This is a genomic window from Pedobacter sp. JY14-1 (genome assembly GCF_029269825.1).
Taxonomy (GTDB): Bacteria; Bacteroidota; Bacteroidia; order Sphingobacteriales; family Sphingobacteriaceae; genus Pedobacter.
Genome location: NZ_JARJHU010000005.1, coordinates 456,469 through 469,643, shown reverse-complemented (window position 1 = coordinate 469,643; position 13,175 = coordinate 456,469). Strand labels below are relative to the sequence as shown.

The following is a 13,175-nucleotide window of genomic DNA, read 5'->3' as shown; positions in this document are numbered from 1 at the left end:
ACCTTAATCAAATAGAAAGAAATGCTAACGCAAAACCTGGGTTACCCGCGGATCGGTGCCCAAAGACAATTAAAGAAAGCCTGTGAACAATACTGGGCGGGCAAGATCGGCCTGGATGAACTCCACGAAGCCGGGCGGAAGATCAGGGAAGACAACTGGAAGACACAACTGGATGCCGGTATCGACCTGATCCCCTGCAATGACTTCAGCTTTTATGACCAGGTGCTGGATACCAGTTTGCTGCTGGGGGCAGTTCCCGAACGTTATGCCCCGGTCGGCCAGATTGCAGGCAACCGGGAGATCGACCTTTATTTTGCTATGGCCCGCGGTTACCAGAAGGACGGCCTGGACATTACCGCGATGGAAATGACCAAATGGCTCGATACCAATTACCATTATATCGTGCCGGAGTTTACCGCACAGCAGCAGTTCCGCCTGTCTTCGGGGAAAGTGTTTGCCGAGTATGCAGCCGCAAGACAGCAGCTTGGTGAAAAGGCCAAACCGGTACTGGTTGGCCCGGTGAGCTATCTGCTGCTGGGTAAGGAGAAGGAAGCGGGCTTTGAGCGCATTGACCTGATCCGGCAGCTGGTACCTGTCTATGTAGAGATCATCAACCGGTTGAAGGAGCAGGGCGCGGAATGGATACAGATCGATGAGCCCTGCCTGGCCCTTGACCTGTCCAAAAATGACAAGGAAGCCTTTGAATATGCGTACGAGACCATTGCTCACCGCGTGACGGACGTGAAGCTGCTGGTCGCCACTTATTTTGAGGCCCTGCTGGACAATACGCAGGTGGCGGTGAACCTTCCGGTTGCAGCATTGCACATTGATCTGGTCCGTGCGCCTGAGCAACTGGACGAAGTACTGGCCCTGGTGCCCGAAGGACTTCAGCTATCCCTTGGCGTGGTTGACGGCCGCAATGTATGGAAGAACGATTATGAAAAATCGCTGGCGCTGATAAAAAAGGCCACGCAAAAGCTCGGTGCAGACCGGGTGATCATTGCCCCATCATGCTCGCTGCTGCACAGCCCGATCGACCTGGACCAGGAAACTGCTATTGACCCGGAGATCAGGAACTGGATGGCATTTGCCCGGCAGAAGCTGAACGAAGTCGCTGAACTGAAGCAGATCACCGAAGGCCATACCGAACTGCTGGAAGCGAACAGGGCGGCCATTGAGCGCAGGCGCAATTCCGGAAAAGTGCACAAACCGGCGGTCAGGGACCGCGTTGCCGCGATCACCGAAGCCGACGCGACCCGCAACAGCGCATTCCCGGTACGCCAGCTGCTGCACCGGGAGCGGTTCAAGCTGCCGGCATTCCCCACCACGACCATCGGCTCATTTCCGCAGACGGACGAGATCCGCCAGTTGCGTGCCCGGTTCAAGAAGGGTGACCTGACACCGGAGCAATACGGGCAGGAAATTGAAAGGGCGACCATAGACACGATCCGCTGGCAGGAGGAGATCGGCCTTGACGTGCTGGTCCATGGGGAGTTCGAACGCAACGATATGGTAGAGTATTTCGGCGAGCAGCTGGACGGATTCCTGTTTACCCGGAACGGCTGGGTACAGAGTTACGGCAGCCGCTGTGTGAAGCCGCCGGTCATCTACGGCGATGTCAGCCGCCCTGCGGACATGACTGTGCGCTGGACCACCTTCGCCGCGGCGCAGACGGAAAAATTAATGAAGGGCATGCTGACCGGCCCGGTGACGATCCTGCAATGGTCTTTTGTGCGGGATGACCAGCCGCGTGAGGTTACCACGTACCAGATCGCACTGGCGATCCGCGATGAGGTACTGGCCCTGGAGAAGGCAGGTATCGGTATCATCCAGATCGATGAGGCTGCCATCCGGGAAGGCCTGCCTTTGCGCAGGGCAAAGCGGCCGCATTACCTGGACTGGGCGGTAAAGTCCTTCCGGGTAACGGCGAGCGGGGTAGCGGATACGACTCAGATCCATACCCATATGTGCTACAGCGAATTCAATGACATCATCGAGCACATTGCCGCGATGGACGCAGATGTGATCACGATCGAGACGTCGCGCTCGCAGATGGAACTGCTGCAGGCCTTTGCCCATTTTGAATATCCCAACGAGATCGGGCCCGGCGTATATGATATCCACTCGCCGCGCGTGCCCGGCAAAGAGGAGATGGTTTCCCTGCTGACCAAAGCAGCTGACCTGCTGCCTGCGCAAAACCTGTGGGTGAACCCTGACTGCGGACTGAAGACACGTAAATGGCCGGAAACGAAAGCAGCACTGGAAAACATGGTGGCCGCCGCCAGAGCGGTACGGGAAAAGATCAGTTAAGCAGATAAAGATGTTTTTACAAAAGATCAGATCGGGCCAGTCCGGTATATTGACCTATGGCATTACGCCTCCAAAAGCAGAAACAGGCCCCGAGCGGACCGCTGAGATTGCTCAGCGGACGCTTGCCCGGCTGCAACCCCTCGATATTGACGCGCTGATCGTCTATGACGTACAGGATGAGTCGGCGCGCACCCCGGAAGAAAGACCATTCCCCTTCCTGAACGCACACGACCCCTTTGACTTTGCCAGCAGATACCTGGGGGCACTTGAGATCCCCAAGATCATTTACCGGCCCGCGGGAAAGTTTACAGGGGCCGAGCTTTCGCGATGGCTGGACGATCTCCAGACACACCAGTTTTACCCGGTGTTTGTCGGCGTGCCTGCGCCCGACTTTGTCGTGAAGACTACTTTAAAGGAGGCTTATGCACTCTGGAAGAAACATGAGGCCAGTTCGGTGATCGGGGCAGTGACCATTCCTGAACGGCACCAGGCCCTGAGGGATGAAGACAAACGCATCCTGGACAAGGCCGCCAGCGGGGTATCTTATTTCGTTTCCCAGTGCATATTCAATGTGGACTATGCCAAAAAAATCGTAGATGACCTGTGCCTGACCTGCCGGGAGCGGCAGGTTCCGCCGCCGGCCATTATCTTTACGCTGACCGCCTGCGGGTCCCTGAAAACGCTGCATTTTATGGAATGGCTGGGCATACATATCCCTGAAGACCTGAAGGAGGAACTGAAGCACGCAGACGACATGCTGGAGCGGTCGGTGAAGGTCTGCCTGGACAACGCGGCCGAACTCATGGCCTTTTGTGCGGAACGCTGTGTCCCCTTTGGGTTCAATATCGAAAGCGTCGCGATCCAGAAGGACGAGATCGAGGCATCGGTAGACCTGGTGCGGCAGATCGGGGCGATGCTGATCGCGCGCGGGCTCAGAAAGCCGGAAGCGCTTTATCTACCGGACAATACCCCGGAGATATCGGTCCTATAGGCGCGGATGGCCGGGATGACGGAAGAGACGACCCCGGTGAACAGCCCTGCTGCAATGATGTACAGCTCGGAACCCATGAACAGGAGTCCGCTGAGGCGCGCCTGACTGCTTTCCTGGTAGCTGCCGATCAGTTCGATACCGATGTGGGCAAGGATCACCCCGGCGAGGGAACCGATAAAGGTCAGCACGAGGCCTTCAAAGATCACGATGGCGAAAACGGCGGTGCGGGAAGCGCCCAGTGTCCGCATGACAGCCAGGTCATAGGCACGTTCCTTCAGGGCATTGTAGAGGCTTACGAAAACACTGATTCCGGCAATGACCATAATGAGGACCGCAAACCATTGCAGGGTATCGACACCCACGCCGATCAGCGAGAACAACCGTGTGCTTTCCTGTGCTGGAGAAGCTGCCTGCATATTGGTCGTTTCGTTGACCATGCGGGGAAAGATGGCGACTGACATGGGGGAGCGGTACTGGATCAGCAGCGCGGTCAGCTCTTTGTCTTCTTCGCTGTGGGCATCATGATCGTGTGCCTCGTCTTCCTGATGGTCATGCGCACTTTCCTCATTGTGCATTTTCCAGACGCTGGGTATGGTGGTGAGGATGAGGTCGTCTGCCACGCTGCCCTGCGCCTCCAGGATGCCGGTTACTTTATAGGCATTTGACTGATGCACATCCGAACTGCCGGTCAGACCGTGGGCACCATAAAAAGTGTCCCCGACCTTCAGCTGCTGGCTGCGGGCAACGGCGGCGCCGATGACCGTTTCAAAATCGGAATGCCAGAACCTCCCAGAATGCAGTTTCAGCCCATAGAGCCCCACAAAACCGGTATCCGTTCCCACGATCCGTGTGCCGTTGTAGTTGTCGCCAAGGGCGAGCGGAACGGCCTTCCTGACCATAGGATTGCGCATGAGCTGTGCTGCATCCTTCAGCGGAATGTTGCCCGTAGGAAAATCGATATAGTAAATACTGCTCAGGATCAGCTGGAGCGGGCTTCCCTTGGCGCCCACAACCAGGTCAATATCTTTGGAATTTCGGGCCAGTTTGTCGCTGATCTGGCCTGAGGCCAGGAGCAGGAGGGTAAGGATGCCGGTGCCAAAGGCGACCAGCATGATGTTCAGTGCGCTGCCCAGGGGTTTTGACCGGATGTTCTTCCAGCTGATGGTGACTACGTTCATAACTGGTAGGTATTGTTGAATGCGGGTTTTATCCTCTGGTCGTGCGTGGCGACCACCAGTGTGGCGCCGTTTTGCGCGGACTGTTCAAAAAGCAGTTCCAGTGCGGAAGCGGCATTGTCGTCGTCGAGACTGGCGGTAGGTTCATCGGCGATGAGCAGCGCAGGGCGGTTGATCACGGCCCTGGCGATGGATACACGCTGCAGCTGGCCCTGGCTGAGCTGACCCGGAAATGAGGCGGATTTATCGCTGATTGAAAGCGAATCCAGTACTTCCCGGATCCGCGCCTTGTCTTGCGGGAGGCCCGCAAATTGCTGCGCGATCTGCAGGTTTTCCTCAACCGTGAGGCTGCTGATGAGGTGCGGGCGCTGGAATACGAGCCCGATCCTGCTGCCGCGGAACCGGTCCAGTTCCCGGGGAGCGAGCCGGTACAGGCTGGTGCCATCGATCTCTACCTCACCCGAGACTGGACGCAGTAAGCCTGAAAGGATATGCAGCAATGTGGTTTTACCACTGCCGGACCTGCCCAGCATCAGCCAGCGTGCGCCATCGGGAATCTGCCAGTCGGGGAAGCTGATCCGCAGTCCGGTATCATACTGCTGTATTATGGAGCTGAGCTGGATCATTTACGGTTCTTTTGATCTTCATAACGGAAAAAGATAGGAGTAAATGTACATTTTTAATGCCTGATCCTGATCACAGCCTTTTCGTTTTCCATATCTGATGCGGATTTCGTGTTCATTTATACGGTTAGAACAAGCCAGGGATGCTCAGGTTTTTCATAAAATAATACCTGTTTTTCAGTTTTCTGGCTTTCATTCCGAAACAAAAGGTTCCGGACAAACTCTAATGTTAAACCTCATTACGATGAAGATCACCAGTTTATCCCTTATAACCGCGCTCACGATGTGCTTTGCACTGACGGCCCCCACATCCCTAAAAGCCCAGGACATGGCTGCCGAAAAAAAAGTCATGAAGGCGGACAGCCTGTTCTGGTCTGGTTACAACAGCTGTGACCTGGGGCTCCAGGAACGCCTGATTGCTGATGATATTGAGTTTTATCATGACAAGGGCGGCGTCACCATGGGAAAGACTGCAATGCTCGCGAGTATCGAAAAGAACCTTTGCGGTCCCGATTACCGGTTGCGCCGTGTACCACTTGACAGCACCGTAAAGATACATTTGCTGAAATCTGCCGATACGGTGTATGGCGCACTGATTACAGGTGAACATGTTTTTTACCTGAAGCCTTCGGGAAAGCCGGAGCGGCTGGACGGCCATGCACTGTTTGCAAACCTCTGGTTGCTTAAAGAGGGCAAATGGAAAATGTCCAGGGTGCTGAGCTATGATCATGGCCCGGCTAAGTAGCTTCGAGGGTGACGGGAAGAAGCCGAGGCTCGTGATCAGGGAATTTTCGGAGGTTGTCGAGGAAGCTGTGTTTGCCGGGAAGTAGGCACGGGCGCTGCGGGGGTGTTAATGGTCGGGTTTTTGAAGGGTATGATGGACTGGGGTGCTAAGTGTAGGGTGGAGCAGACACATTAACCGGATCATGATGATAAAACAGATACCATTATTTTTACTGATTTCAATTGCCGGGCTGCTGGGGGCGTGCCGGAATAGTGAGCGAGAAAAAGAACTGGACAAACGTGAACAGGCCATTACCCGGCGGGAAATGGATTTTGCGGAAAAGGCTGCGGAGTACCAGCAACTGCTGCGGTTCCGCGATAGCCTGATGACACGTCAGGACTCCGTGGTCCGGCAGGCCTGGCCGGAAAGGTTTGCCGGTATGTGGAGCGGAAAGACGGTTTGCCGTGAGTCGGACTGTAACGATTATGTGGTGGGCGACCAGCGCTCGGACAACTGGGAATTTGCCGGTGATTCGAGCGGGATCTTTACCAGGATCATCAACAAGGACAAACTGCTGCGTGTCTACTCCGCGGAAGTGGACAGTACGGAGGTCAGGCTGCGGTTCCGGACAGATTCCACGGCGACCAGGAAGGTAGATATCGGCGTGGTACTTACCCCAGTCAGCAACACCTTGATGAAAGGTACACAGACAATCATCGTGAACAACAACTGCACCGCCCGTTTTTCCGTTGAACTGGTACGCCCGTCAAACCCATGAGTATGCCTTTACTGAGTATCCAGCACCTGAGCCTGCCCATAGAAGACCCGGTACTTAAGTTTCTGCTTGAACTGATCATCATCCTGAGTGCGCCGCTGCTGCTCAATAAGATCAAGGTGCCGCACCTGCTGGGCCTGATCATCGCCGGAGCCATCGTGGGACCCAATGGTTATAACCTGCTGTCGCGCGACAGCAGTGTAGTGGTTACCGGTACGACCGGCTTGCTGTACATTATGTTTCTGGCCGGTCTGGAAATCGATATGGGCGATTTCAAGAAAAACAAATGGAAGAGCCTGGCCTTTTCCGTCTATACCTTTGCGGTCCCCTTTGCACTGGGCCTGTTTGGAGGATTGTATATATTGCACTTTAACCTGCTCACCTCGGTGCTGTTCGCCAGTCTGTTCTCGTCGCATACCCTGATCGCGTATCCGCTGGTCAGTAAACTGGGTATCGCCAAGAATCTTTCTGTAAACATTACGGTAGGAGGTACGATGGTGACGGATGTACTGTCGCTGCTGGTACTGGCGGTGGTGGTCGGGATGACCCAGGGACAGGTAGACAGCAGTTTCTGGATCTCCCTGTCGGTATCTATCCTGCTGTTCAGCTTCATCGTACTCTTCATTTTCCCGGTCATCGCCAGGTGGTTCTTTAAGCATGTGGAGGATAAAATATCCCAGTATATCTTTGTGCTGGTCGTTATTTACCTGGCGGCGCTCGCTGCGGAGCTTGCGGGTATTGAAGCCATTATCGGTGCTTTTTTTGCCGGGCTGGCCCTTAACAGGCTTATCCCGCATTCTTCCGCACTGATGAACCGGGTGGAGTTTGTAGGCAATGCCATCTTTATCCCGTTTTTCCTCATCAGCGTGGGGATGCTGATCGATTTTAAGGTGTTTTTCAAAAGCTGGGAGACCATCGGGGTGGCTGCGGTCATGCTCGTCTGCTCGATAGGGGGCAAGTACCTGGCGGCGATCGCTACGCAAAAGACGTTCCGGCTGAGCAGGGACGAGGGCATGCTCATCTTCGGTATGAGTTCGGCATCTGCGGCAGCGACACTGGCTTCGGTCATGGTGGGCTATAACATCATCATTTCGGAAACGGCAAGCGGGGAACCCATCAGGTTGCTGAATGAGCATGTGCTCAACGGCAGTATCCTGCTGATCCTGGTTTCCTGTACAGTATCCTCGTTTATTTCGATGTCGAGTGCACAACGGATTGCCGATGCGGAGAACGAAGAGACCATTTCGGGCAATAATCCTGACGAAGAGAACATGCTGCTGGCCATGAACCACGAGGAAACGGTGGAAAGTATGGTAAACCTGAGCCTGCTCCTGAAATCGGACGCCGCGGACAGCAGGCTGGTGGCGCTGAACGTGATCAATGAAGACAAGCGGGAATCTTCCATGAAAAATGCGGAGAAGGTGCTGAAGAAGGCGGTGGATACGGCTGCGGCTGCAGATGTGGTGCTGCAAGCCCTGACCAGGTATGACGATGATGTCATCGGCGGGATCACCAATGTGCTGAAGGAACAGAAGGTCACGGACCTGATGATCGGGCTGAAGGATGGTAAGGGCTTTTCCAGGTCTTTTGTGGACAATCTTTATAATGGCTACCTGCGCAATGAGCACGTGAATATCCTGGTGTACCATGCTACACAGCCGGTTTCGACGGTTAAGCGATACAAGGTGCTGATACCGGAACATGCTGACCAGGAACCTGGCTTTTTTTATGCGCTCCTGAGGGTCTGGAACATCGGGCGCAGATCGGGCGCGGTTATGGAGTTCTATGCAGACGGGAAGATCACCGGCATCCTGAAGCGGATCATCCGCAAGGCAAATATCGAGGCTTCACTGAATGAGGTGACCGGATGGGAGGAAACGGGGCGGATCGCTTCGGGACTGAAGGCTGACGAGGGGCTGATCGTGCTGATGGCCAAGCGGGGTATGGTGTCTTATCTTCCGCAGATGAGCCTTCTTCCGGATTTTCTTACTCAGAACCTGCAAAACAACAACTACCTGCTCATTTACCCGTTCTCGGAAGTGAAGGAGGAGGATATGGAGAAGCGGTCGATCAGCAACCATGATGATTTTGCCGCGATCGGGAATATTATTGGCAGGTTGTTTAAGTAGTGGTTACATGTTCCTGGCAATGCTACATAGCCTTCCCGTTTTTATCGATCTTGACGACGAAGGGAACGTGTTTAAATGTATCGGATACAAAATAGCTGGCTGAAAGGATGCTGCCCCCGGCTTTCAGCGGAGCCAGTTTGCCGGCTATACTACTCAGGTTATTTTGCCAGCCTCCGTTCACAGGAACGAGTACAGGGGCTGTGTAGTACCAGAGCACCACGCCGTTTTCGTCGTAGCCATGTGAATAGGCGGTTACATAGGAAGGACCTGTCCTTGAAGTCTGGATATTACCTTCAGTAGTGGTGATGAGTGAGGACATATTGCCCTCCAACAGCTTTCTATCCAGAAATTCGCCTGAAGTTGAGAATATGTACAAGCCGTCATAACTGCCAAATATATAGGTTCCGTTTTTGTGCTTTGAACTGATTACGGGACCGGACTGATCTTCCCTGTTCAGGCCCCACATTACTGTTTTTTTCCAGACATCCTTCCCGTCGGGGCCAAGTTTGATGACGGCCAGGGAATCGCATTTGCAGCTATTGCCACCGTTTGACTGCTTATTGGCGGCAAACACATAGCCGTCTGTTTCCACGATGACATTTGCGGCCTGGTCGAGCAGCGGTGTTGACAGACCATCTCCAGTACCAAAGAAGCGCTCCCACTGCGGTTTTCCCTCACTGTCGATTTTTTTGACCAGCGCTCGCATGCGGACGACAAGCTGGTCAGTTACCTTGCGTGAACCTGTCAATATATAACCGCCGTCAGGTGTTTGGGTAATGGTCTGGAAGTGGTCCCCCTCTGTAAAAGTTTTACTCCAGAGCTTTTCTCCGGTCGCGGTCATTTTGATCACTTCATTGTAATCGGTTTTACCCGACAGGGTACCAATTGCAACCAGGGATCCATCTGTACTTTCGATAATAGCACCCAGGTACATGCCCTTGTCAAATATTTTGTTTGATTTAAGTTTCATCCCTGCAGAAAGCCAGGTGATGAAATCCTTTCGCTCGCTCAGCCCGGAGCTGGGATAGGAATAGCCAAGCACCAGAATGTCATTGTTTTTAAGCTCCCGTATGTCGGTGGGTATCGCACTCCTGTCACCGAACAGGTCCAGATAAGTTTCCACGTTAATGACCGTCAGTTCTTGCTGCCACACGGAGGTGGCGATGTTATCTCGGGTGGTGGTGAGCTTGACCTGATATTTTCCCATCTCCGAATATTTATGCCTTGCGTTGCGCTCGCTGGAAGTAGTGCCATCTCCGAAATCCCAGGAATAAGTAATGTTTGAGGCAGAATCGGATGTTACCTTGAAATAAAAAGTGGAGTCGACAAAGTTGGTGGTACTTTTAAGTACATATTTTGAATAAGGGTCCTTCATTTCTACGATGACGCTGGCTCCTGGTTCTTCAATATCAATGTAGGTTATCTCTTTTTTGGTACATGCGGAAAAAATACCCGCAATGATCAGGACGGCCATCGCCCCGATGTATCGTGATTTGGATTGCCTGATCATAATGTGAATTTTTGAACGCTATACACCGATTCTCCTTTTGTTGAAAAGTAGTATGGAGACTTGTTTACTGAAATAAGCTGCTGTCCGTCCCTGAAGATTCTGACAGGGAGGTATTTTGTAGCGAAGGTCTTTCGAATTTCCAGACTGTTATAATCTATCGCCGTAATCTTTGCCAGGCTTAAATGTGCGCAATAGACCATTGATCCGTCCTGGCTAAACTCGAAGTCTGAAAACAATTGTCCATCGGCTGGCTGAATTATATTTTTTTGATAGGTGAGGTCTGCGCTAAATACAGTTCCATATAAGGAGGTAATGAACTTGTCACCAGCAGGAAATGACTTGATTATACTGGGGTAAACCTCAAGGCCAAAGTAAGTTTTATGGCCCTTTGATACTGGTGTCCCGGAACCGTCTATGGTAAAGGCTGATAGGTTGACAGGAACTACGGTGGTACTAAGCTCAATAAAGTTATAACTGGAGTTTTCCAGATACAGCAGGCGCGAATTGTAGTAATTGCCTGTAACTCCGATCACTTTTTTGTCTGACCGGCGGTAGATCTTAATATGTTGATTGTCATTCCGGGACTCACTGGCGTCTGAGGTTGAAGCAATGAGTTTTTCATTTACTGCGATTACTGATGTAATGGCCCGTCCGCCCACATAGATCTTATCTTTCAGCGTAAGGTTATTTCCGTCCAGAATCAGGATCCAGCCGTCGGCAGTTGGCACATAAACTTCCGGATTACCCTGATAATCAGCAGCAGCTATATAGGAGATCTTACGTTTCAGATTGGTGTTGGCGACTATTTTATTGGATACATAGTCATAGGCGGTAATTCGACCAAAATCATAATTAAACAGATACAGTTTTTTTGCACTTTTGCTGATCTGCGCATCGTTGAAAGCAGCTACTTGCTGAGCAGTTGTACGGGTGTGGACGACCGACCAATGGATCTCTTTCTGATCTTTGGTAACAACTGATAAAATGTAGGTGATGTCCCGTGAATATGGCATTTGCCGCTCCTCAAACTCCAGTTTGTTCTGATCACTGGTTTCCATGATGATAGTTGTACTATGGCTGCGGTCTTCCATCGGTGCAGCCTGGCGGGTCAGTTTATATTTAAGGAAGTCGGAGCCGCCATATTTTGTCCATTTGATCACGAGGGTAGAATCGTTGATCACTTTGTCGATCGTCAGCTTAACTTCTTTTGAATTTCCGGGAACTGAGCGATATTCCGTTACGGTTTCTTTCTTGCATGCGGCAAAGAGCAGTATGCTGCAGAGGAGAGAGCGATAAAAGTATTTCATTAAAAAAATTGTTTCTGCGAAGGTAATAAAATTATGATTATCCCCTTGATCTGAGTTAATTTTCCTTATTTCCACTTTTTGTATATCCATTCCAAAAAATCCGCATAGTTATCCTGTACCAATTCCGGTACGGTTAAAAATTGCGGATATATATGGCAGTCTTGTCGGGATGCCGGAAGTCACAGAAATAGCTTAACTTCTTTAACTTTGCCAAGTACACCAATTTAAATAAGGAGGAACGAGCGATGTACAACAGGAATTTAAAATACAAGTGGGATAACGAGAATGTGATGGACTACGCTGTTAAGACTGCGAGGCAAGAGGGGCTGGAGCGAGGAATAGAGCAGGGAGAACGGCGGAAAGCGGTTGAAATGGCCTTAAAATTGAAAGATAAAGGTTTGATTCCTGATGAGATCGCTGATCTTACCGGTCTTACCCCTGAAGAAGTCAAAGCGCTGTAACAGCGCTTTTTTTGTTTCTTACGGAATTCTGGCATGTGTGGGTTAAGCTGGATTTTTGTTATATTTAGGCAGGGAAAACTCTACGTCTTATGGCTGTTTATACGATATATTCAGAACAGGAACTGACGGCCTTGCTGAGGGCGGGTGATGAGCGTGCATTTGACCAGTTGTTCCGCAGGCTTTATCCGTCACTTTGCTTTTTTGCGCGGAGGTATGTGGCCATGCCCGGTGTTGCGGAGGAAGTGGTGCAGGACACCTTGTTTAAGCTGTGGCAGCGGCGGGCCGATTTTGAGGATTACCGGTCGGTGAGGGCCTTCCTGTATATCAGTACCAAAAACGGTTGCCGGGACGGAGCAGATACCGAACAGCGCAAGATGCAGCGGGACAATAAATGGTATTTGCAGCAGGAACAGTACGATGCCGATACCGAGGAGCAGATCATTCAGGCAGAGGTACTGATGGAGATCAGCCAAGCCATCGGATTGTTGCCGGAACAATGCCGCAATATCATGCGGATGAGTTATGAACAGGGTATGAGCGGAAAGGAGATCGCCGAGGCGATGCAGATCAGCGTCAGTACTGTCAATAACCAGAAGGCAAGGGGCATACTGCTTCTCAGGAAGATGCTGAGCGCCAAGGGGCTGGCTATGTTAATGTTGCTGGTACGGGGCTGAAGGTAAAAATGTACATTACAGCTGGTCCATTTCTGTATTTACGGTATAGAAGCTGCGCAGCAGTCTTAGCCTTTCGTGCTTTTTCTCTGAAAGTTCATGCAGCAGGGCATGCTGATCCAGTTGAAAATAATCCGGATGTGCTATGTATTGGTCTGCGCTCAATGATTTAAAGCCCATTGTCCATCCGGGAAAAGCTCTTTCTGTACATGTGCCGCATTCCAGCATCATTATACCATGATTCCGGTCATCTTTACAGATCCGGTCGTAGATGAACTGAACGTTGTGTTCATCTCCTTCCAATATTTGAATGAATCTTCCTTCTGTCTTACTGATAAATCTACCTTCCATATACAACAGCATACCGGTGAGATGATACCTGCTGTTGTTCCCCCTGGATTGGGAAAGCAGGTCTAACAGTTCGCTATCGCCCATCAGCTTTTTTGCCTGACTGGTATAAATTAAATAATAAAGCGCTGCCATAGTTATTATCCCCCTT

Annotated in this window: 12 protein-coding genes; 7 read left to right on the top strand and 5 right to left on the bottom strand. The window is 51.7% G+C overall.

The window, feature by feature from the left end; all coding sequences use genetic code 11:
• Positions 1-21 precede the first annotated feature (21 nt).
• Together metE and P2W84_RS12600 are read left to right on the top strand one after the other, a co-directional pair.
• Entirely contained in the window at positions 22-2,310 is a 2,289-nt protein-coding gene (gene metE / locus P2W84_RS12605) for a 5-methyltetrahydropteroyltriglutamate--homocysteine S-methyltransferase (protein WP_276090499.1), read from the top strand.
• Between the two features lie 10 nt (positions 2,311-2,320).
• Complete coding sequence (locus P2W84_RS12600; protein WP_276090498.1) at positions 2,321-3,301, top strand: methylenetetrahydrofolate reductase; 981 nt, start codon at positions 2,321-2,323, stop codon at positions 3,299-3,301.
• Here P2W84_RS12600 and P2W84_RS12595 read toward each other — a convergent pair.
• On the bottom strand, positions 3,262-4,479 hold the full coding sequence (locus P2W84_RS12595; protein ID WP_276090497.1) for an FtsX-like permease family protein: 1,218 nt from the start codon (positions 4,477-4,479) through the stop codon (positions 3,262-3,264). The genes P2W84_RS12600 and P2W84_RS12595 overlap by 40 nt on opposite strands.
• Positions 4,476-5,102, bottom strand: a complete 627-nt coding sequence (locus P2W84_RS12590) for an ATP-binding cassette domain-containing protein (protein ID WP_276090496.1) — start codon at positions 5,100-5,102, stop codon at positions 4,476-4,478. Before P2W84_RS12590 ends, P2W84_RS12595 begins: the two co-directional genes overlap by 4 nt.
• A gap of 223 nt (positions 5,103-5,325) precedes the next feature.
• On the opposite strand from P2W84_RS12590, the gene P2W84_RS12585 reads away from it, so the two are divergent.
• The 3 genes from P2W84_RS12585 to P2W84_RS12575 all read left to right on the top strand — a co-directional run bounded on the left by P2W84_RS12585 (position 5,326) and on the right by P2W84_RS12575 (position 8,727).
• Positions 5,326-5,844 carry a nuclear transport factor 2 family protein gene (locus P2W84_RS12585; RefSeq protein WP_276090495.1) on the top strand — a complete coding sequence of 173 codons (519 nt, stop codon included), beginning with the start codon at positions 5,326-5,328 and terminating at the stop codon, positions 5,842-5,844.
• 184 nt (positions 5,845-6,028) lie between these two features.
• Entirely contained in the window at positions 6,029-6,601 is a 573-nt protein-coding gene (locus P2W84_RS12580) for a hypothetical protein (protein WP_276090494.1), read from the top strand.
• A gap of 2 nt (positions 6,602-6,603) precedes the next feature.
• Positions 6,604-8,727 (top strand): cation:proton antiporter, encoded by a 2,124-nt coding sequence (locus tag P2W84_RS12575; protein WP_276090493.1) that lies wholly within the window; start codon positions 6,604-6,606, stop codon positions 8,725-8,727.
• Between the two features lie 22 nt (positions 8,728-8,749).
• Here P2W84_RS12575 and P2W84_RS12570 read toward each other — a convergent pair whose 3' ends face one another.
• Positions 8,750-10,237: a PKD domain-containing protein gene (locus P2W84_RS12570; protein WP_276090492.1), complete on the bottom strand. Its 1,488-nt coding sequence runs from the start codon at positions 10,235-10,237 to the stop codon at positions 8,750-8,752.
• Positions 10,234-11,544 (bottom strand): hypothetical protein, encoded by a 1,311-nt coding sequence (locus tag P2W84_RS12565; protein ID WP_276090491.1) that lies wholly within the window; start codon positions 11,542-11,544, stop codon positions 10,234-10,236. The genes P2W84_RS12570 and P2W84_RS12565 overlap by 4 nt, the downstream gene beginning before the upstream one ends.
• Positions 11,545-11,789: 245 nt before the next feature.
• Here P2W84_RS12565 and P2W84_RS12560 point away from each other — a divergent pair, with 245 nt between their 5' ends.
• Together P2W84_RS12560 and P2W84_RS12555 are read left to right on the top strand one after the other, a co-directional pair.
• Positions 11,790-12,005, top strand: coding sequence for a hypothetical protein (locus P2W84_RS12560; protein WP_276090490.1), 216 nt, complete (start codon positions 11,790-11,792; stop codon positions 12,003-12,005).
• A gap of 89 nt (positions 12,006-12,094) precedes the next feature.
• Positions 12,095-12,679, top strand: coding sequence for an RNA polymerase sigma-70 factor (locus P2W84_RS12555; RefSeq protein WP_276090489.1), 585 nt, complete (start codon positions 12,095-12,097; stop codon positions 12,677-12,679).
• A 15-nt stretch (positions 12,680-12,694) separates the two neighbouring features.
• On the opposite strand, the gene P2W84_RS12550 is transcribed toward P2W84_RS12555, so the two are convergent.
• The gene (locus tag P2W84_RS12550; RefSeq protein ID WP_276090488.1) at positions 12,695-13,159 is read right to left on the bottom strand and encodes a BLUF domain-containing protein; all 465 of its coding nucleotides are present in this window, start codon (positions 13,157-13,159) and stop codon (positions 12,695-12,697) included.
• Between the last annotated feature and the right edge of the window lie 16 nt (positions 13,160-13,175).

Coding starts and splice junctions, on each gene's coding strand:
- P2W84_RS12590 (WP_276090496.1), bottom strand. CDS start 5,102: ATGATCCAGCTCAGCTCCATAATACAGCAGTATGATACCGGACTGCGG.
- P2W84_RS12575 (WP_276090493.1), top strand. CDS start 6,604: ATGCCTTTACTGAGTATCCAGCACCTGAGCCTGCCCATAGAAGACCCG.
- P2W84_RS12585 (WP_276090495.1), top strand. CDS start 5,326: ATGTTAAACCTCATTACGATGAAGATCACCAGTTTATCCCTTATAACC.
- P2W84_RS12580 (WP_276090494.1), top strand. CDS start 6,029: ATGATAAAACAGATACCATTATTTTTACTGATTTCAATTGCCGGGCTG.
- P2W84_RS12550 (WP_276090488.1), bottom strand. CDS start 13,159: ATGGCAGCGCTTTATTATTTAATTTATACCAGTCAGGCAAAAAAGCTG.
- P2W84_RS12570 (WP_276090492.1), bottom strand. CDS start 10,237: ATGATCAGGCAATCCAAATCACGATACATCGGGGCGATGGCCGTCCTG.
- P2W84_RS12600 (WP_276090498.1), top strand. CDS start 2,321: ATGTTTTTACAAAAGATCAGATCGGGCCAGTCCGGTATATTGACCTAT.
- P2W84_RS12595 (WP_276090497.1), bottom strand. CDS start 4,479: ATGAACGTAGTCACCATCAGCTGGAAGAACATCCGGTCAAAACCCCTG.
- P2W84_RS12555 (WP_276090489.1), top strand. CDS start 12,095: ATGGCTGTTTATACGATATATTCAGAACAGGAACTGACGGCCTTGCTG.
- P2W84_RS12565 (WP_276090491.1), bottom strand. CDS start 11,544: ATGAAATACTTTTATCGCTCTCTCCTCTGCAGCATACTGCTCTTTGCC.
- P2W84_RS12560 (WP_276090490.1), top strand. CDS start 11,790: ATGTACAACAGGAATTTAAAATACAAGTGGGATAACGAGAATGTGATG.
- metE (WP_276090499.1), top strand. CDS start 22: ATGCTAACGCAAAACCTGGGTTACCCGCGGATCGGTGCCCAAAGACAA.